This is a genomic window from Psychrobacillus sp. (genome assembly GCF_032154225.1).
In the GTDB taxonomy this organism is placed as follows: domain Bacteria; phylum Bacillota; class Bacilli; order Bacillales_A; family Planococcaceae; genus Psychrobacillus.
This window is the reverse complement of sequence record NZ_JALDYF010000004.1, coordinates 155307-175457: the sequence shown is the minus strand read 5'-3', so window position 1 is coordinate 175457 and position 20151 is coordinate 155307. Positions and strand designations below refer to the sequence as shown.

18 protein-coding genes and 1 other annotated feature are annotated in these 20151 nt (G+C 35.4%); of the genes, 1 reads left to right on the top strand and 17 read right to left on the bottom strand.

Going from position 1 to position 20151, the window contains the following annotated elements:
- Positions 1 to 118 precede the first annotated feature (118 nt).
- From RUH95_RS08250 to RUH95_RS08180, 15 genes are all read right to left on the bottom strand, one after another.
- Positions 119 to 2578, bottom strand: a complete 2460-nt coding sequence (locus RUH95_RS08250) for an ABC transporter permease (protein WP_313892376.1) — start codon at positions 2576 to 2578, stop codon at positions 119 to 121.
- Positions 2578 to 3366: an ABC transporter ATP-binding protein gene (locus RUH95_RS08245; protein ID WP_313892475.1), complete on the bottom strand. Its 789-nt coding sequence runs from the start codon at positions 3364 to 3366 to the stop codon at positions 2578 to 2580. The genes RUH95_RS08250 and RUH95_RS08245 overlap by 1 nt, the downstream gene beginning before the upstream one ends.
- Positions 3359 to 3916 (bottom strand): sigma-70 family RNA polymerase sigma factor, encoded by a 558-nt coding sequence (locus tag RUH95_RS08240; RefSeq protein WP_313892375.1) that lies wholly within the window; start codon positions 3914 to 3916, stop codon positions 3359 to 3361. Before RUH95_RS08240 ends, RUH95_RS08245 begins: the two co-directional genes overlap by 8 nt.
- 331 nt (positions 3917 to 4247) lie before the next feature.
- Positions 4248 to 4904 carry a Type 1 glutamine amidotransferase-like domain-containing protein gene (locus tag RUH95_RS08235; protein ID WP_313892374.1) on the bottom strand — a complete coding sequence of 219 codons (657 nt, stop codon included), beginning with the start codon at positions 4902 to 4904 and terminating at the stop codon, positions 4248 to 4250.
- 66 nt (positions 4905 to 4970) lie between these two features.
- Positions 4971 to 6206, bottom strand: a complete 1236-nt coding sequence (locus tag RUH95_RS08230; RefSeq protein WP_313892373.1) for an MFS transporter — start codon at positions 6204 to 6206, stop codon at positions 4971 to 4973.
- 599 nt (positions 6207 to 6805) lie between these two features.
- Positions 6806 to 9181 (bottom strand): polyprenyl synthetase family protein, encoded by a 2376-nt coding sequence (locus RUH95_RS08225; protein ID WP_313892372.1) that lies wholly within the window; start codon positions 9179 to 9181, stop codon positions 6806 to 6808.
- A gap of 258 nt (positions 9182 to 9439) precedes the next feature.
- The gene (locus tag RUH95_RS08220) at positions 9440 to 10249 is read right to left on the bottom strand and encodes a sugar nucleotide-binding protein (RefSeq protein ID WP_313892371.1); all 810 of its coding nucleotides are present in this window, start codon (positions 10247 to 10249) and stop codon (positions 9440 to 9442) included.
- A 49-nt stretch (positions 10250 to 10298) separates the two neighbouring features.
- Complete coding sequence (locus tag RUH95_RS08215) at positions 10299 to 10946, bottom strand: HAD hydrolase-like protein (protein WP_313892370.1); 648 nt, start codon at positions 10944 to 10946, stop codon at positions 10299 to 10301.
- 82 nt (positions 10947 to 11028) lie between these two features.
- Positions 11029 to 11937 (bottom strand): phosphotransferase family protein, encoded by a 909-nt coding sequence (locus tag RUH95_RS08210; RefSeq protein WP_313892369.1) that lies wholly within the window; start codon positions 11935 to 11937, stop codon positions 11029 to 11031.
- A gap of 141 nt (positions 11938 to 12078) precedes the next feature.
- Positions 12079 to 12636, bottom strand: coding sequence for a cysteine hydrolase family protein (locus RUH95_RS08205; RefSeq protein ID WP_313892368.1), 558 nt, complete (start codon positions 12634 to 12636; stop codon positions 12079 to 12081).
- Positions 12637 to 12819: 183 nt separating this feature from the next.
- A complete protein-coding gene (locus tag RUH95_RS08200; protein WP_313892367.1) occupies positions 12820 to 13185 on the bottom strand; it encodes a YybH family protein in 366 nt (121 codons plus the stop codon).
- A 20-nt stretch (positions 13186 to 13205) separates the two neighbouring features.
- On the bottom strand, positions 13206 to 14888 hold the full coding sequence (gene argS / locus RUH95_RS08195; RefSeq protein WP_313892366.1) for an arginine--tRNA ligase: 1683 nt from the start codon (positions 14886 to 14888) through the stop codon (positions 13206 to 13208).
- Between the two features lie 41 nt (positions 14889 to 14929).
- Positions 14930 to 15147, bottom strand: a binding site (T-box leader).
- Positions 15148 to 15244: 97 nt separating this feature from the next.
- The gene (locus RUH95_RS08190; RefSeq protein ID WP_313892365.1) at positions 15245 to 15451 is read right to left on the bottom strand and encodes a type II toxin-antitoxin system antitoxin SocA domain-containing protein; all 207 of its coding nucleotides are present in this window, start codon (positions 15449 to 15451) and stop codon (positions 15245 to 15247) included.
- A gap of 849 nt (positions 15452 to 16300) precedes the next feature.
- Positions 16301 to 17407, bottom strand: coding sequence for a copper resistance D family protein (locus RUH95_RS08185; protein WP_313892364.1), 1107 nt, complete (start codon positions 17405 to 17407; stop codon positions 16301 to 16303).
- Complete coding sequence (locus RUH95_RS08180; protein WP_313892363.1) at positions 17404 to 17946, bottom strand: copper resistance CopC family protein; 543 nt, start codon at positions 17944 to 17946, stop codon at positions 17404 to 17406. Before RUH95_RS08180 ends, RUH95_RS08185 begins: the two co-directional genes overlap by 4 nt.
- A 134-nt stretch (positions 17947 to 18080) precedes the next feature.
- Here RUH95_RS08180 and RUH95_RS08175 point away from each other — a divergent pair, with 134 nt between their 5' ends.
- Entirely contained in the window at positions 18081 to 18290 is a 210-nt protein-coding gene (locus RUH95_RS08175; protein ID WP_313892362.1) for a hypothetical protein, read from the top strand.
- On the opposite strand, the gene RUH95_RS08170 is transcribed toward RUH95_RS08175, so the two are convergent.
- Both RUH95_RS08170 and RUH95_RS08165 read right to left on the bottom strand, forming a co-directional pair.
- Positions 18287 to 18898 carry a hypothetical protein gene (locus tag RUH95_RS08170; RefSeq protein ID WP_313892361.1) on the bottom strand — a complete coding sequence of 204 codons (612 nt, stop codon included), beginning with the start codon at positions 18896 to 18898 and terminating at the stop codon, positions 18287 to 18289. The genes RUH95_RS08175 and RUH95_RS08170 overlap by 4 nt on opposite strands.
- Positions 18899 to 18946: 48 nt before the next feature.
- On the bottom strand, positions 18947 to 20131 hold the full coding sequence (locus tag RUH95_RS08165; protein ID WP_313892360.1) for an MFS transporter: 1185 nt from the start codon (positions 20129 to 20131) through the stop codon (positions 18947 to 18949).
- Positions 20132 to 20151 lie beyond the last annotated feature (20 nt).

Here is a 20151-nt window from a genome sequence, read left to right as displayed (position 1 = left end):
AATATTGCTCCCTGTGTCTAATACAGGGAGCAATATTACAATGCGTACACTCCAAAAGTTTGTTAAAACACGAAATGCAGCTCTGTATGTTTGTATCTGGAAGCTATCATTGCAGCAATCAGATCATTTCATTCGCTAATTTTCTTCGGCTAATCCAGTACCCTTGAAGACTAAAAACAATCATTGTAAGAAGTAAGAAAAGTAAACTAACGGACCCTAATGTCAAGAAATCAATAAAAACTCCAGCTTCACGATCCACAAGAGCTAACATTTTCGTTAAAACTAAGCCGATTAAAGTCCCCATTGCAAGCCCGTACAATATAAACGATAGCACTTGTGTTAAGATCAGCTTCATTAATCCATTAGGTGACAAACCAAGAAAACGTTGTATCGCATAGTCGCTTCGTTTGACATAAATTGAATGAAGCAATGTTTGTAATACACCTAGGCATGTAGCGCCTATCAAAATAACAAAGACACCTACAAATAGACTCCAACGTTGATAAAACATCTCACTTGATTCTGCAATTAGCGTCTCTTTATTTGTAATTTGAAGTTCTGGCCACTCTTTCTGAAGATAGCTTAATTGTGCAAGCGCTGTGTCTACATCAGCTGTTTCCACCATAATTTCATAAATTGGAGGAGTTTCTTTACCTGGTACATGCATCGACCAATCTAAATAGACATCAATATTTCTTAAGAAAGTTGGTGTAATCGCAATAATGGGAAATTCCCCAGCTGGATTGGATTTTCGTGTTGAGAAATCGTACACAGCTAGTGGTAATTTATCTCCTACTTTGAGTCCATGTTTGTTTGCAAATGTTTGGCTAATGACAAGCCCATTTGAAAGGTCGCCCTCATAAGAGGCTATTTTTTTCAAGGCAACATACTGTTCTACATCAATTGTTGCGTAATTGATAGAATCCCATTTCTTCTCTAGCTGCATCTCGAACCGATGGAAGCTTGTAGCATAGGCGTATGAGACAGAAGATAAATTCTCAATTTCTTCCACTGTTTCTTGTGTAAATGAGATATCATTTAATACATTTTTTAAAACAATGGATGTTTCGAAACTTTGTTCTATAAAAGATGTATCATTCTTCTGAACAGTTTTTAATAACGAACTTCCAAACGTTAAGATGGTCATTAGTGCAATAATACTTAAAATAATTGGGATGTTTTTTCGCACTTGAGGAATCAATTGCTGACACGCTAAGTAAGCCTCTTTACCAAAAATGGTACGAATCGGCTGTAAACAAATATGCAATAGACCAGTAAAAATAAATGGCATTACGATAAGTAAAAAACTACAACTGAATAATGTTCCGATTACAATGAGCAATGCTTTTTGACCGTGCCCATTTTCTTGGACATGCGCACTTATAAAACAAACAAGTGCTATACCTGCCATGAGAATCGATAAGATTGTTTGCCGTTTCGTCCAGCGAAAAGTAAGCATTTCTTTGTCAGATGCTAATTGCATTGGCAACAAATTCATGCTTTTACGTACTTGAACAAACGCAAAAAGTTGAAGGATTGTAAAGCTAGCACCTGCGATTATCATAGCTAATAGGAATGGGAAATCTAATCTTCCTTTTGGGAAGCCTAGTGTATCAATAAGTTGTGCTAGTCCGTATTTTACGACTAGTAGGCTTAAGCATGTACCTAGCATAACGCCGATACTATTTATAACCGTCAATTGAACCAGCACTAGATGTCCTACTTGCTTTGATGTGGCACCTAAAGCTCGTAAAATCATTAGTTGTTCTTTGATTTTATAAAAAAGTAGTTGAAAAGTAGAAAGTAGTAAAACCCCTGTTATCAATAAAACAAAGACTGACAAAACAATTATGAAAATCATCAGTGATTGTAAATTCCTTTTAACAAAGTCATATTCATTCGTAATATCCACTCGGAGTGAAGCATCTAATGCTTTTAAATCCATGGCTATAAGCGTTGGGTTAAAATCCTCCTTCGTTTCAATTAGAGTAAATAAACCTGCATTGTTTGGATCATTTTGCATCCACAATTTTACGACATCATTCGAAAGCAAAGCGAGATAAATGCTTTCTACACCTTTCATCGTCGGTAATATTTCCTTGATGGAAAACATGTCACCATTAATCTGAATAGACTCCCCCACTTGTTTATCGAAAAACTGTGCAAGACTTTCCGATAAAATGACATCCTGTAATTGAAGAGATGATTGAAAATCGTATTTACTTCGAACAAGTGAATCATTTTCTACACCTAGTGTATATACCGTATCTAACGTGCTCTCGACATCCGTATGAGTGAGGGAGATAGGTGAAACAGATTCAACCCCATGTAGTGCTTTTATTTGTTCGATTTGGTACTCAGATAGCCATTGATGTTGTTCTGGGTTATAACCTGCCGTAATATCGGCATTCCCAAACAGTGCTTGAATTTCATCTTCCATTTGTGCCTTAGCATTGTAAATATAAAGGCTCATCGTCATAATAAGGCAGATAGAAATAGTTATAATACTCATACAGGTGACAACATGTATAGATGCAGCACGAAATAATTTAAACGCGATCGTACGTAAGTTAAACATTAGTACTCACCTCTAGAAACTGCTTTAAACTTCGATAAAATCATATCTAAGTCATGGGGGGAACGTTCATTTTGATAGCTATCAACAATCGTCCCATCATGAAAAAATAGCACGCGATCTGCAAAAGTCGCTACATGAGGGTCGTGCGTGACAAGTAAAATCGTTTGGGTCTGTTCTTTTTGTACTTGCACGAGCAAATTTAAAATATCATTTGTTGTATTAAAATCAAGAGCACCAGTTGGCTCGTCTGCTAACAAAATGGGCGGGTTCGTAATAATAGCACGGGCAATTGCAACTCGTTGCTGTTGCCCGCCTGACAGCTCATGTGGTCTATGCTTATGCCAAGCAGCGATTCCTAGTTTCTCCATGATTTGCTGAACTCGTTCTTGTATTTCTCGACTGGCCACATCATTTAAGATGAGCGGCAGGGCAATATTATCCTCGACAGACAGATCCTTCAAGAGATGAAAAGATTGAAAGATAAAACCTATGTTTTCTTTTCGAAAATTAGACGCTCTGGGCTCCTGATAGATAGCATTTGCTTGTTTTCCAAATAAGAAAATAGCACCTTCTGTCGGTTCATCAATCGCACTCAACATATTCAATAACGTACTTTTCCCTGATCCACTTGTTCCCATAATAGCTACCATCTCACCTTGATAAATCGTACAGTGAATATTTTTTAATGCAGTAATGGAATGATTTTTATGTTTAAATACTTTGGACATCCCTTCAATTCGTAATACTTCAGTTAATCTTTGTCGTGGTATAGGAATACGATTAATCATTTCTTTCAATGGATTTTGTCCATTCATCGATATATGCCCCCTTTAATCGTTGTCTTAAAGCTTGTAGCCCTCTACGAATATTCGTTTTAACAGTACCTTCTGGACATTGCAAAATAGTAGCGATTTGTTTTACGGAATAATCTTGGTAAAAGCGCAGTAGCAAAGCAGTTTTATATTTTTCTTCTAGTAGACAAAGAGCGTCCCATAAATCTAGTTGCTCCTCAGTTTGAATAGGTGCTGCATTTGTAAATTCATTAAGTAGATTTGGTTCCATTAAATGAAGAGGCTTTCGTTTTTCTATGTATGTCATACTACAATTAATAACGATGCGCGTAAGCCAGGTTGAAAAGTAATGTGCCTGTTTCAATTGGTGTAATCCTTCGTATGCTTTTACTACGGCTTGTTGAAAAACATCGATTGCATCGTTTTCATTTTGTACATACACATATGCAATTCGATATAATTTATCTTGTTCTTTTTCTATAAGCTCATAAAAGGCATCACCATCACCATTTTTCGCTAATTCAACGAGTACTTTATGATTATTCAAAGTTTATGACGCCTCCCTCCTACTTATTAGACACTATATTTGTCCATAACGATTCAAAAAATTTAAAATATTTTTAAAAGAAACAGAAAAAGGCTTCCACCTGTACTGGTAGAAGCCTAGTTTCAAAAAGTACCTAAGTTTTTATTAATCGATGCTGTTCTCTTTTATGAATATAATAATTAAAAATCAATACAGATATTAGTACTTCTCCCCATATTATATCTCTATAAAAGTTTTGAAGCTTCCCTGTGTTAGAAACAACTCAGAATAGTGTCTAAGTTGTTTCTAACACAGGGAGCATATCTAAAACTGCCATAGCCGTTCACCACAACTAGAGCGTCTCCTCCAATTTCTGAATATTTGAGCTGGAAATTAAATATACATTGCCAAAAATGTCGGTTTTGTCTCCCTTTATACGTACAGCACAATCTTTATTCGACGCATAAATATTTATTTCCTCCGATAAGTGAGACAGTTCACCTTGAACCAGCTCCATATTATTTTCAAGATCAAAATGAGACAGGACGGAAAAATTGCCAAGGCCGATTCCATCGTAAACAGAGCTCTTTTCAACTTTATATCCAAAGTTTTTCGAGCATAACCATTTAGCGGACATGTTAATCGCACCAGCGCTCGCTCCTAGAACAACGGCACTGCTGTTTTTAATCAAGTCTGACAATTCATATTCTATTAAAAAACCATTTTGCTTAATAGTATTTCCACCCAACAAGAAAATGACTGAAGCATTTTGAATTAACGCCTGGGCATCTTCCTTCTGTACTTGATAATTGATTAAATGATATTCATCGAACATAATGCCGGCCTTGTCAAGCCACGAGCGTTCAGTAGCACCATCATTTTCATAAAAAGATGGATCTGAGCTAATCATAGCAATCGATTTTCTATCAGTTATATCCTCCTGTAACACCCTGCCCAGATTCTTTGGAAAAAAGTTGTTAAACCAGCCTAAATAATAGTGAGTTTTCATAAGTACCTCCATAGTAAAGTGTAAATAACATTTATCTCCTGTGTTGCTCATTCTGTTTTCTTATCATCAACTCTTTGTTTCTGACACAGGTAGCATATTTCCTTCTGCGTAATACTGTCCATGCTGCTTGCTAAATACCTGGCTACAAAGCAATAATGCCATGAAAACTGCGATAGTTGCAAATCCAATGGCCACTATTTGTAAGGAGAACCATTCCACCATCACGCCTAAAAGAAAGGTCAATACAATCTGCAGTAAGCTTTGAAACATCGACGCCAAACTACCAAAACGTCCCATAATCGTCGTCGGAACATTTTTCTGATAAAACGTATCGTAGCCTGCATTACTAAAAGCCATAAAGAATCCTAGAAAGATAAAGGCTGCTGTTGCTGTCCAAAAATCAACTGCACTATAGAATAACAAATAGCCTACTGCTGTTAAAATCATCCCAACGCCTATATACAGTTGCAATGAGAATCGCTTTACAAAGGCTGCTGTGGCCGCTGCACCTATTAAGGCACCTACACCTGCAATACTAACAATAAGTCCATACATTTGATCAGAAAGAGCTAAATTCATCTTGATAAATGTGACCTCTTGGGAATCCAAAGCGAAAGCAATCATAAGTGCGGTCTGGAACAATAAATATATCTTAATAAAGTAACGATCCTGTTGAATAAACCCTTTGACAACCATCCAATCAGCAGCAAGCATCTTCACTGTAATCGGCTCTCGGTATTGTAAGTTTTCATCTTCTACATCAGGTAATCTGGCGATACATAACGCACAGAAAAAGAAAGTAATGGCGTTTAAAATCACACACCACGTCGTACCAAATAAGGCAATGAGTACACCTGCTACTGCTGGTCCGATTAAAAAAGATCCTGAATTCATCATACTCATGATGGAGTTAAACTTTCTACGATCCGTGTCAGCGACAAACTTTGTAATGTAAAAGGTTGAGCTTGGACCAAAAAATGCGGCTGCTATATTTGCCACAAATAGAATAGCGTAAACAATCCATAGCGAATCGAGAAATGGAACAACTAAAATAAGCGACCCCCTTAGTACGTCTGCTATGACCATCAATTTCCGTTTATTCACACGGTCGATGATAGAGCCTGCCCAGAAGTTTGTAAGTAATCGTGCAATCGGTCCAATAATGTAAATACCAGCCACTGCAGCAGCTGAACCTGTCATATCAAGTACTAATATATTTAACGCAATTAGATACACCCAGTTGCCAAAAAATGAAACGCCTATACCACTTAGTAAGAGTGAATACTTCTTCCAAATCCCCATTAAAATCCCCCGTATTCAGCGTTACCTGAAGCTCCTACTCTAATCTTATCATATTTTTAATCCTAAAAACCCTGAGTTTAAATAACATTCTGAATATAATAGTAGTTTCAAGTGTGAAATTTAGCTTGATTAAGGAAGCTCTATCTCAATCAATAAAATAAAACACCGCAGAAAGTTAACTACTTTCCGCGGTGTTATTCGGTTGTTCTAATTTAATGTATGTATTCACTACCTTTTCAAATGCTAGCAATCCATGAAGTAATTTATCGATTGTCCTTTTATATCATCCATCATACAAAATCACCTATTTTCAATCAAAAAGAGGAATGAAAGTATGACTAGCTTCATTCCCCTTTTTGAATATAATGATTAGGTTTTTATGTTGCTTGCCAACTTCCAGCGCCCGAAGTCTGGATTGAGTATCAAGTTTTCACGGTGCCTAGTCATCACCATATTTCTACTGTCAGGATACCCTCAAGAGCAGCCTGATATCCATTAGCCTTTCCTATTTAAGGGCAATGGTTAACCTTAATATATGATTCTAGTTACTGAAAAATCCGCGAGAACTTCCCTCATATACTTCTGTGCTAGCCGCTCGATCAACGATCACGATTGATAACATAATCCAGAAAATGTTTTAAGAAAGTAGTATTGCGTGGCACTTCTTGTAAAACTTCCATTGCGATACAATAGTTTTCCCACATCTCTTTTTTTGCGTCTTCTTGCCCTAAAATCGAGACAAATGTGGAGCTATTGTTTTCCACATCCCTACCAACAGATTTTCCTAGTAAGGTAGAATCCCCTTCCACATCAAGTAAATCATCCTTAATTTGAAATGCAATGCCTGCATGACGGGCAAACTTCTTCAAGGCATCTATTTCTACTTCATTTGCCCCGGCAAGAATGGCTGGCATTAGAAGAGAAGCTTCGAATCCTAATCCAGTCTTATAAAAGCACATTGTATTCAATTGTTCTAGTGTCAATTGTTTCCCTTTAGAATCCAAATCCATCGCTTGCCCTCTACACATATTCGCTGTTGTTTCGGCGGAATATTTAATCAGGTTTAGTACAGTTTTTGAATCAAACTGTTCAAGAGATGCTTGTTCCTCAATAGCCTTTTGAGTTAGAAAAAGCCCAGTTATTTCTGATACAGCAATGCTATACACCTCATGGAGAGTAGGGCGCCCTCTGCGAGTGGATGCATTATCCTGGGATGGTAGGTCATCAAATATTAAAGATGCGGTATGCATATATTCCAATGATTTTAAAAGTGGCTCGATTGCTGAACTATTTAATCCATATGCATTTACGCCCATGAACCAAGCAACTATAGGCCTTAAACGCTTCCCGTCACCTTCTAGACTGAAATTTGCTGCATCCATTACTTGATCTTCCATTAAAAACATATTCTCCGATTTAGAGATAGTTAGAATGTCGTTGATTTGATGACGCAATGTTTTGATTGTATTTGAAAATTCTTCTTTTTCTTTTCGTTCATTTTTCAAAATAGTAATCATATGGTCGCGGAGCAATTTATCAAAGAAGTCTACATCATCTGCTTTTCGGACCATGGCTTGAATTAATTTATTGAACGCAGGATTCCCGCTAGCAAATATGCCCATCACTTCGTTGTATTTCTCTGTACCGACTCGCTCTTTATATCGTTTTAATCCATTTATAGCCCGATCCAATATTACCTCACATGCATTTATATCAGAGTTATACACATTATGAATCAAGTTAGAGATAACGGCCCAATACATTTCAAACGGGTTAATAAGATCCGAGCGTTTATCATGGTGTTTCAAATAATACGTATAGGGTGTTACCGCACCATCCTTCAGGTCAACAAACATATCTGCAAAATCATCAGCCAATTGATTATAAATACCATAAAAGAATGTTCGGCTATCCAATGCCTTATCTTCGGCAGCAGCAATTACTGAACGGACAATCAAGCGGGAGGAAGAGGATTTTAAAATAACCGGTATGTAGAGCTCTTCATTTGTATAATTTGCATTGGAAAGATCCTTTACCCTATCTACTTCTTGGGAATAAAAAAACACATACGATTGCTCTAAAAAGCCTTCGCTTGTTTCCTGTTGTTGATGGTTCTTAATATATACAAAAGCATCTCGAAGTTCTGAATGAATATATCTAATCAAATCCTCGTTATCTCCTGGCCACACTCCTAATTCAGGCACACTTCCTGTTATAAGCGTCGTACGTATTAAATCGGAATAGTGTTTTTCTTCACTTTCGGATAAAATTTTAGCATCGAGAAGATCATCAATAAAAGGATAGGTCAGACCATAGGAATAACCAAGCCTAATAGCTTTATCTAGTCTCATAGTACGTTCTTCAGATGTTGTCTTATCATCCATCTCTTCAATTTCTTGCATAATAACGCCAACAATTATTTTAATAAGTTTTCTCTGGGCTTGCTCTGCGTCTATGCCTTTTGGAATATTGGATGAAACAGTCTTTAGTTTATTCATCACCCAAATAAAGGTCGATTCCACGCCGTCCTTCTGAGCAATGCGATACAATTCGACCATATTAAACACTTCGTTATTGGACTCTTGAGAGGGATTTATAAGATAGTTCTTCAAACTAGCAACTACATTTCTTATCCTGCTCCGTGTATCAGGTGAATCAAGTGCTTTACCCAAATCCCTCATAAATATATAGGAAATGCTCCGCTCCAGGTAATTATCCAGTTTCCCAGTGTAATTTAGCCATTGTATGTAGTTACGATATCCTCGTGAACTAGGTTTATCTTTTCTGCGTGAGAAAAGTGATAGTAAAGTATGATGGTGAATGTGATTATGTTTCCAAATCTGTATATCTGCAGTTAAGCTTGTGACATAAGTCTTTTGCTCGATCTGTTCATAAAGTGATTTAAAATAACTGGCAGCTTTCTGCTCAGCTTGCCGATAGCTTTCTTCGGCGTTTCTTGTTAACTTATCGTTCATACCATAACTCACCTTCACTTCATGTTCGATTTTTTCCGTTTTTCTTTAAATTGGAAAGTTCTTCTGATTATTATTATACTTGGCGAATTCATAAAGTAGAAATGAAGCGCATGGATTTGAACAAAGATTAACAATTCAGTGGATTATCCCTTGTATGTAACAAAGCATTTACTTCTTTTAACAAAATATGATTTAAAACCTTAAAAACCCCGAGTTCTATCAGTCGAGGTTTTTGCTAAAAATGGATGAGTTGCTGTCTTAATCAACCAACATAGAAATAATCTCTTCATTCGTGGATTTTAACGAATTGGGCACATCTTCGCGATTTGACAAAAGACCGAAATAATAAATATCTCCTTTATCTTCCAATAGATTATATTGAATATTCTCGCCTTCAACAGTTAATTTATTTGATAACTCCTTATAAAATAGCCCCTGTGTTATCATGTCTACTGCTGCTAAATGAAATATTCCACTCAATTCATTTTTCATAATGAACTGCATTTGACTTGCTAATTGTGTGTCTAAAAGAAAATCACATTCTAAATTATTGTACACACTTATCTGCTCAGATTTTCTCAATTCATTTAGACGACGCGAATTTTTTCCCCAAATACCAGGAATTCTAATAATATTGCCACGCTCAGCCAAATGCTCTATGACTATTTTCTCGCAGTTTATTTTGAACTTGCCATAATCCGAATTGGAAATTGGTGTGTCTGCCTCATCGTGATGCCTTGATAAATCCCCGTCGAAAACATTTGTAGTAGAGAAATAATATAAAATACTAGCTCTTTTTTGTAATTCCTTCGCTAACTTGCTATGAAATGCTAATTGATTCTGAAAATCGCCTCGCAAGCAAGATACAGTAATATCTGGCTGAACGACATCGAGTATTTCCACTATATTTGTTTCTTCTAGCTCTACATTCAACTGAAATTGTTTGTTTTCAGGTAGATTGGTTGCTGTTGAAAAATAAGTCCCGTATACATCAAATGTATCCATACATTGTGCCGCTATTGCTTTTCCAACAAGACCACTTGCCCCAAGAATTAAAAGTTTTTTCAAGTTACTCTCCCCTTTTTATATATTATTTGAAAAAACAGCAATTATTCGACTAAATTTCACTTATAGCTGTTAAATCACTTAAGCCCTGAATAATTACATCTGCTTGAGCAAGCTCAGCTGGCTGTGAAAAATCAAATTCACATCCGATTGCTAGCAAACCATTATCTTTCGCTGCTTTAATATCGGAATAACGATCCCCGACAACTGCTCCCCTTGAAATCTTATTCTCTTCGATTACTTTCTTTACTAATTCGGATTTATTGCCACTACTAATTAACTGTATGCTATATGTTTTTTTAATCCATCGATGTAACCCATATTTGTCCATAATCGCGTCTAAATACTCGGTTAGTCCATTGCTAGCTATGTATAAGGTATATTTTTCGGAGAGCGTTTCCAACGTTTGATCAGCTTGATCGTATAAAGCTCCCTTTCCTTGATAAATCTTCTCTACTAATTGCTCTAGGAAAATCACGTTACTTTCTTCGCGAATTTGTTGTGAATGGTTCGGCAATAGTGTTTCCCAAACGACTGGTAATGGAACGCCCATAATTTCACGATACTTCTCGGTTGGTGTCTCTCCTTGCCAATGACCATTTTCTCGTAATACATTAAACGTAGCATGAAGTCCTGGTTCTAAAATCAAATTCGTTTGAAATAATGTGCCGTCCATATCAAAAATAATTGCTTGAGTCATTGTATTCTCTCCTTTAACGTTCGGTTTACATAATTATGTGATATCTAAAATTTTAATAGATGTAAGTAAGTAAGTGAGTTATCTAAAATTTCCTAACGATTTCCTGACTAAGAACATGGACACGTTTAAGATAATATTCCGCTTTATTAGCATCATTTAAGATAGATTTGAATAATATTGAAAGCATTAATGCAGTGTCTAGTCGGTAGATTGACTGAATAACAATATCTGTATTATCAATAATATCTTTATTATTGTAGCCCTTTATAAATTCCCTTTCATTGAGCTCTTTTGATTCTGAAATTCTCATCAATTCCATCATTGGATTTCCAATAAATGCATTATCCCAATCTATAATAGCTTTAATTTTTCCCTCTTTCGCTATTAAATTAGGTGGTCTAACATCTAGGTGCAATAAACTATTCTTTATTTGAGATGTATTTAATATAGTCTCCAATTCTTCAGAACTAGGTATAATAATCTTAGAATCTATTATGGCGCTAAGTGAACTTACACGTTCTATTATTCGATTTGCAATAATATTACTCAATGGTCGTTCGTTTTGATCGATAATAGTTAAATCATCCAGTGGTACTTTATGTATTTTAGCTGTGAGATGTCCAATATCATAAGAAGAAATCTCTTTTTCATCTCCTATTATAAAATCAGAAACTAAAAAATTGATGTCATTACTTAAATACAATTTATGAATTTTTGGCACTGGTATTTTATGCTTTTCACAGTGTCTTGAAATTGTATATTCTTTTTTTAATGAAACTATTCCATCAGAGTTTTGATCTATCAAATTTTCATTTACTCTCCAAGGTGTCCTAACAACTAATGCACCTAAATTTTCTTCATTAATAAGAAATACTGCATTCACTACACCATTTCCTAGAAACTTTACTTCACCAATCTTCCACTTTAGCTCATTATTTAAAACATTATTAATCTTAGTTCTTAACATTTCTATTTTTCTATTTGTTAACAACCTCATTCTAGCTCCTTTACCCGTTAATATCAGACGCTAAATGCTTATAAGAAGTTCTTGTGATGTCTTATAAAAAGCCCAATTTCTCTGTGTTGTAAACGAGAAATCAGGCCGTTGTTACTTTTTCATAGCATCCGAATACTACCTATATGAGTCATGGGTTGGACGAAACAAATCTTCCTCTGCGTTTCTAACAACTGAAAAGTGTTCGACATTGTAGTGACCATGTAAGGTACTATTATGATGCTTGATGATTTGTTCTGCACTTAAAACATCATTGTCCTCTGTTGAATGCCCGTCAGCGACTAATGTTACATCGAAGCCGTTAATAGTGGCTGTTCTAACAGCAGTGTCTATACAGTGTTGTGTTTTGCATCCCATTATAACAAGATGTCCAACTTGTTGAGATTGTAAATGACTTAAAAGACCAGTTCCATGAAAGGAATTTGTGGCAGACTTATCGAAAGTCTTTGCGTCGGCGGGTACATTAATTTCATTGTGAACTTGAAATCCTGCTCCCTTACCTTCAGCAACATCGAGATCTCTTACAAATACAACTGGAATATTGGATTCTTTTGCTCTTTCGATTACTTTATTGATATTCCTAATAAGTTGTTCTTTATTGAAAACTGGGCTTTCTTCTTGATTTCCGTCCATTAATTCTTGTTGAGCATCAATAATTAGTAATGTTTGATTCAAATGATTTTCCCCTTTCAAATGTGGGAAAACGCTATATAGTTTAATTAGTTAGCCGTTTTCCCCTTATTAATCTTCTCGCTAACATTTCTTTTGTTTATCATGATATCTACCTCCTAAAAAAATATAGTCTATAAATTAGAATTTATAATTATTAGACTATTGAAATTCTAGCATAGAAAGGGCTTATAAACTACTTAAATGTTCATGGATTAGTTTCCATTCATCCAGACTTTCCTTAATGAAAACATTTGTCGCTCTTCCACTACCTTTGACAAAGCTCCCGTCTTTATAGCCCTCATAATGGTATGTGTATATGCAAGTTGCTGTTTTTTCATCCACTGCTATCCAATGTATATTTGAAGCTGAATAGACTTCTTGTTTAATTACATCCCAAGCATTTTCGAAATAGTTTTGGATTTCATTCATAGTGGTACAGCTCTTATTAGAAAACCAATAAATAGCTTCAGGATGTAATAGTTCCTTAACGTTCTTAAAATTATGAGTGTTCGTTGCTTGAATATACAAATCTAAACAATTTTTATATCCCATTCAAATCCTCCTCTGTAGTATTACATTTTCTCCGGTGCTTGAATTCCTAATAAACGCAATCCTTCTTTCAATACAAGTGCCACACTAGCCGATAGCGTTAATTTTACATGCTTCGTTGGACCTTCCTCTAAAATTTTTGTATGAGCGTAATACTTATTAAATGCTCTAGCTAACTCTATACAATATTTTGCTACTTGTGATGGGTCCGCTTGATCAAATGCTTTCATAATGATTTCTGGAAACTGCTTTAATACTACGACAACTTGCCATGCTTCTTCCTCTAAGCCTTCTAGCTGAATAGTTTGCTCGTTAAACTGTCCTTTTTTTAGCAATGAGCAAATTCTCGCATATGTGTATTGTACATAAGGGCCGGTTTCCCCTTCAAAATTCAACATTTCTTCTAATGAAAACTCAATATCATTTAAACGATAATTTTTTAAATCGTGGAAAATTACTGCTCCAGTACCAACAATTTTTGCTACCTTATCTTTATCATCTAATGTTGGATTTTTTTGTTCAATATTACTCTTTGCTAACTGAATTGCCTCTTTTAATACTTCTTCAAGCAGGACAGTTTTCCCTTTACGTGTCGACATTTTTTTTCCGTCTTTTAGAATCATCCCAAAAGGTATATGTGTAAGTCCCTCTGACCAGGAATACCCCATTTTTTGAAGCACACTGAATAGCTGCTTAAAATGTAAGGATTGCTCATTGCCAACGACATAAAATGATTTGGATGATTGATATGTTTCAAGGCGGTACAAAGCAGCTGCTAGATCTCTCGTAGCATATAATGTTGTACCATCTGTTTTCTTTATTAAGCAAACGGGCATATTTTCAAGTTCAACAACCATTGCTCCTTCTGATTCAACTAGTAATTTCTTTTCATCTAACAATTCGATGATGCGGTCCATTTTATCGTTATAAAAGGCTTCTCCAGCATACGAATCAAAAGAAATGTTTAGAAGCTCGTAAACCGTTTGGAATTCTTTTAATGATGCTTCTCTAAACCACTGCCATAACTGTATTACTTCTTCCTCGCCGTCTTCTAGTTGCTTAAAAGCTGCACGGGCTTGCACGTTTAAAGATTCGTTCTTCTCTGCTTCCTCATGAAACTTCACATATATTTTTAGTAATTCCTTAACTGCGGCTTGTTCGATTTTTTCTTTTTCTCCCCATAGACGATACGCAACGATAAGCTTTCCGAATTGTGTACCCCAGTCACCCAAATGATTGATTCTCACTACTTGATACCCATTTTTCTCTGAAATATTTGCTAGGGCATTTCCAATTACAGTGGAGCGTAGATGCCCCATTGAAAAAGGCTTTGCAATATTTGGCGATGAAAAGTCGATTGTAATAGTTTCTTTTTCTCCTTGACTATTTTTACCGAATTCAGTTCGCGTATGTATAATTTCATCTAATACTGCCTTTGAGACAATAGATTGCTTTAAAAAGATGTTTACATAGCCACCAACTGCCTCTGCTTTTTCAATTAGTGCATTGCTTAATTTACTGCTTAACTCTACTGCAATGTTGTTTGGTGACTTGCGTAATAGCTTTGCTAATGCAAAACATGGGAAAGCATAATCACCTAAATAAGCGTGCTTTGGTTTTTCGAGTAAGCTGCTAATCTGTTCCTCTGTTAACTGATCATTTAATAAAAGATGCAATGCTGCTGTGATCACCTGTTTATCATTCATTACTATTCCTCCTCCAAATAAAAAAAGCCTCCGTCTCTAATATAAGAGACGAGAGCATAGTTTCCCGTGGTACCACTCTAGTTGCCGCAAACTGCGACCACTTTCAGTTGTTAACGAGGTGACTCCCCGTGCTTTTCTACTGTTATTTCAAAAAGCTTCTCCAAAGTGCGGTTCGTTTATGCTTCATGCATTAGGCTTTCACTATCCCTAACTCGCTTTTCAATTCACAATAAACTACTCTCTTTTTCAACGAATTTTCTTTGTAAAATTGTTTTTATATTACGTTGATTTAAATGAAAAGTCAACTAATATTCTAAAAACTCTATCATTAGTTTTCATATAATTTACGAAATCCTTTAAAACTCTGCGTACGCATATGGAATGGTGAAATTGTTTTTAATTTCTTTCCAAGCTCTCTCTTCATGAGAAAAATTACTGATTTCATTAGATGTATATTCTCCAAAGAAATTAAAAATAACTTGAAGAGATTCCCTTTCGATTGAAGACAAGTAAATTGGTACTGACTCGTTTGTTTCAGATACGATTCTTTCTCCATACTCCATTTCTTCTCTTTGGATATTTGGGATAAATTCATAAAGAATGGAGTATCAATTAGGCACAGGATCATATTGAAGTCTGACGTAGTCCACCCCAGAAATGGATAGTTGGAAAGCTTGTTCTTTATTCTCGATATCAAATTCTGGATAATATAATTCCTCTCCATCGATAGTACAAAACGCTCTTTTGCCAGTAATTAAAAACTCTTCGTTTTTGACTGATATTACAAACTATTCATCTTTAATTGTAAACGAAACTTCCTTCATGCATATAGGGCATTTGGGTTGATAAGCCATGATAGTCCTTCCTTTTTTCCTTATTAGGCATTGTATTTTGAAAGGTGGAATAGTAATCATTTTCAAATTTATCTATTATTTTTTTAAAGGATAGTCAATAGGGAATTCAGATTGATGAAATGATATCATTTCTTGATCGGCGTATGGAAATCTTTAAGTACAGTGTAGAGTTTGGATATGATTCTTCAAAGAAATTATCCATACCAAATTTCCAAACAGTTTGTTCTAAATCCTTTTGATCTTTTTAAGGACCTCGGTAATAATTTTCTTAAGTTAATTCCATTACTGTCAAGAGAGCGTCAGAAATACTTATCCCAAAATTAGTTAGAGTGTATTTATTTTTCTTCCCAAAGAAAAATCTAATTTTCCAACCTTATAGTGATGCTTCAAAGCACTTAAAAAAGCGTTGTATTCTACTTCTGAACTCAATAACTTATACCCCAGTCATTATTATTTACTTACTTCAATAATAATCAATTGATAACTACTTAGTAACATTTTGTTACAAAAAAAGCATTCCACGAGAAATCTACAAGTGGAATGCTTTTTAAAAATTTATCAAATAACTTGCACACTAAGCATTAATCCAAGGTAACTTGAAATAACGGCAAGTACAGACATAATAAACGAAAATAATGGATGCATTTTTCTGAAGAACGAAAGAATGCTTAGTACCAAAAATATGACAGCTAAGCCTACTAACAGTAGTCCATATCCTTGAAATGCAAGTTGAACAGTTATGTCCGCATTTACTGGTCCAGTGTAAAATTGGCCAAATAATGGGGAGATTCCTTCAAAATTTAGAATAGATGCTAAGTTAAGTGGCGGTGATTGTTGTCCCATAGCGGCTGTTGCTGCAAAAATGAGTAAAATGAGCACAAATTCAATTTTTGTCCATGGCCTAGGATCTAGATCAGAATGAGCACGCAACTTTCTCTTCATTAGGATTCCGTTAATAAACGCATATCCAATGAGCGGAATAATCAGCAAATGCTTTATAAGTAAGCTCTGACCATACGAAATCATCCATGTATTAGGGTAATCAGTCAATTCCATCGTATAACTCATTAAAACTAAGCCAGTTATACTAATAATAACAAAACAACCAATAGCCGTGAGATGAAACCAACTTAAAAAACGAAGCCAGTTATCTTTATTTTTTGAAAACCAACTAGCCACAAGTAAAAGACCAACCCATATTACAACAGCAGCAAAATGAAGAACATGTGTGATGAACCCTTGCCACCCGTAAACAGCTCGGGCGTGACTTGTCCATGCTAACCCTAAAATTAATAAAAATACGAGCACACATCCAACAATGGAATATGCCTTAGAATTTTTATGATCAAAAAAGAAAATAAATAAGCCTAAAATAATCGTAAGTATGAAAGTAAAAAGCCAAGCTTTCCCTACTTCAAAGGTAAGTAAAACGGACTGTAAAGATTGTGATAGGCCATAGTCTGCATATAAAAACGTTAGTATGTTGATTAGTGGCATAAAAGAAAATAGCGCTATGCCAATAACTGCAATATGCTTAGTTGATCTTGAAACAACAACATCCGGTTTAAAACCAGTTGGAATAAGTGAAAAAATATAGCTTCCCATCAACAAAGCAAAGCATGTATAGAGCAATGCTTCGCTAATTGTTGATAAAATCATCATCATTTACTTTTTCTCCGTGTCATCCACCATACGCTTCCTGCAAGCACTACAATTATTGCAATAATAATCACTATCATGCCAGTGTTAGAGTCCTCTTCTGACTCTACTGCAGTTACTTCTTCTTTAGGTGTTTCCAAAACTTCGGATTCAGCATCTGGTGCACTTATTTCTTCCTGTACCTCTTCCACTATCGGTGCATCTAATGTGAAGGCAATTTCTCCGTTAATAAGATGTCCGTCTGCTCCAATGATCTTCCAAAGAATTTTATATGCACCATTTTCAATGCTTTTATCTATCGCACCAGTCATCACATTCTCAGACACAGTTAAATTAGTTATATGAACTTTCTCATTGTTTTCATTCACTAATTCAAAAGAACTCGTTTGTTCAATTTTCGATTCAAACGTTAATGAAATTTCCTTTAACGCTTCTGACACAACACTACCGTTCGCTGGGTTAGAGCTGTCTAAACCAGTATGAGCTAATGCTTGACCCCCAAAAAGGAATAAGCATGCAAGTGTAGCAATAATAATTTTCTTCATTTTTCTTTCCTCCAAAGCTGTTATATTTGCATATAAATTTATACCATACACATATGAAGAAACAATGAAATTTGTCTTTTTCAATAAAATAATATATTCTACTTTATGTAATCTAATTAAAGGAGTGATTTAATATGGCAAAATCAGCAGCAAAACGAAAACGCAGCCATCAATTACGCAACACAGGAAAAGATGTTTCATTATTTCGTAGTGAAATCGACTTTAGTACGCATGTACGCAAGACGAAAACGAAAGTTGAAAAATTACAACATCAACAGAATAAATATAAAAAGCATTTCTCACCAGGTATTATACCCGATGGAAATGCTTTTTATATTGCTTAATCGGTAAAAGTCAGTGTGACTGCCTGGACTAAGTCCATTTCTTCAAACTTTGAAGGAGAAAAGAAATCCCCCACATCATAGCTTCTCATACTGGAACCACTGTCATAAATCATAATAGCAACTGGTATTTCTTTATTGATTTCGATACTTTGAAAATCTGTCAGAAAACCTTTTAGAGATGCTGTAATTTCATAATCGACATCCAGTGTATCGGTCTGATAGGAAGCCATTCCCTTTGTGTTGATGTTGAAATCTATTGCATAGTTGTCTTTAAGCATCATAGTAAACGTACCTTCTAATCTATCATCTGGATCAGCATCTTGCCCTAATGACACCTGTCCATCTCCCATAACGTTCCAAGTATCATCATCGTTCAAAGTATAAACATTAACTTTAAGGCTTCTTGCAGTTTTAGGAGCTTTGAAAGATAGGATATTTGCGTCCTGTTCAAGTCCAAACGACTCCAGAAGATATGTATCGCTTTCTGATAGCTCATACGGTGCAATACCTTCCTTACTGACTAATTTCGGTATATCCGTGTTGTTTGAGCAAGCAGAAAAAACTATTGCCAAAACAATAACTAAAAATAGTAAAATAAACTTTTTCATTCTGATTATCTCCTCCTATTTATCAACAGTGGAAATCACCGGTTTTTCCTAGTCCATACTTACCCCACTTTTTTTCATTTGGAATAAGAATATCGAAGACAAAGTGACACTTATTACTCCGAATACAATGACCATATATTGTAATCCAATAAAATCTAAAAGTGCTCCGGTTGATAGCAGGACTACTTGGAATGCTACACGATCAATCATATTTCGGAACGAGAAAAAGCGACCGTGATATTCTTTTGGTACTTGCTTTTGGAAAATGGTCATAGCTGTCGGGAAAAAACAGCCTAAAGAAAATCCAACTAGTGCAAAAGTTAATAATGTGATTGCTGGACTGGCTGCAAAATACAATAAAAGCTCTGCTGATCCTACTACAAAAACAAAGAAAAATAGGATATTATGAATCTTCCATTTCGAACCAATATATTTTATTGCCACAGACCCTACCATAAATGCAATTCCCTCAACTGTGTAAATCATTCCTTTAATAAAAGAAGAATCCTGAATTTCACTTACACTAATGACAATCAAATTGAATGATCCTAAAAATAATACCGGAATGACTGTTAAAATAAGTGTTATGAGAACAGTTCTGTTTTCTTTAAGCATTGGAAAGACTTCTTTAAACCCACTTGCTTGCTTCGACACTTCTTTTTTAGGCACTTCTACTTCGTCTATTTTCAGCATGAATGTGAAAAGGAGTAAAGCTGCATAAGCAACCATTGAGACAATGTATAGTGACTGAATTTGCCAATAGACGAGTACTAAGCCTGCCATTGCAGTACCGGCTACTCGAGCAATCGTTGAAATGTTCATATGCCAACCATTTAACTGCAATAAATCACGTTCCTTTACGATTAAAGGAAGTGTTGCTTGTAACGCTGGAAAATAAAAAGAAGCAGACACTTGCAAACTAATAAGAAATAATACCATCCACCAAATGGACCCAGTTGCAATCGCAACAAACATAAATAGGACACTAATGAGTCGCCCTATACCGGATACAATTAATACTGTTTTTTTCTTTGATTGGTCAATAACTTTTCCTGCCAGAGGTCCAACTAGTACACCAGCAAGAAGTCCACTCGCTAAAATTAAAGATTTATGAAAATCGGAAGGTACTTTTTCTTGCATAAACTCAAGATTACCAATGATTCCGCTCCATAAACCTAAACCGGCTATTAGCTCACCTACTAATACACTCCAAACATTTGCATTTTTCCACATAAAAATCCTCTTAACTAGAA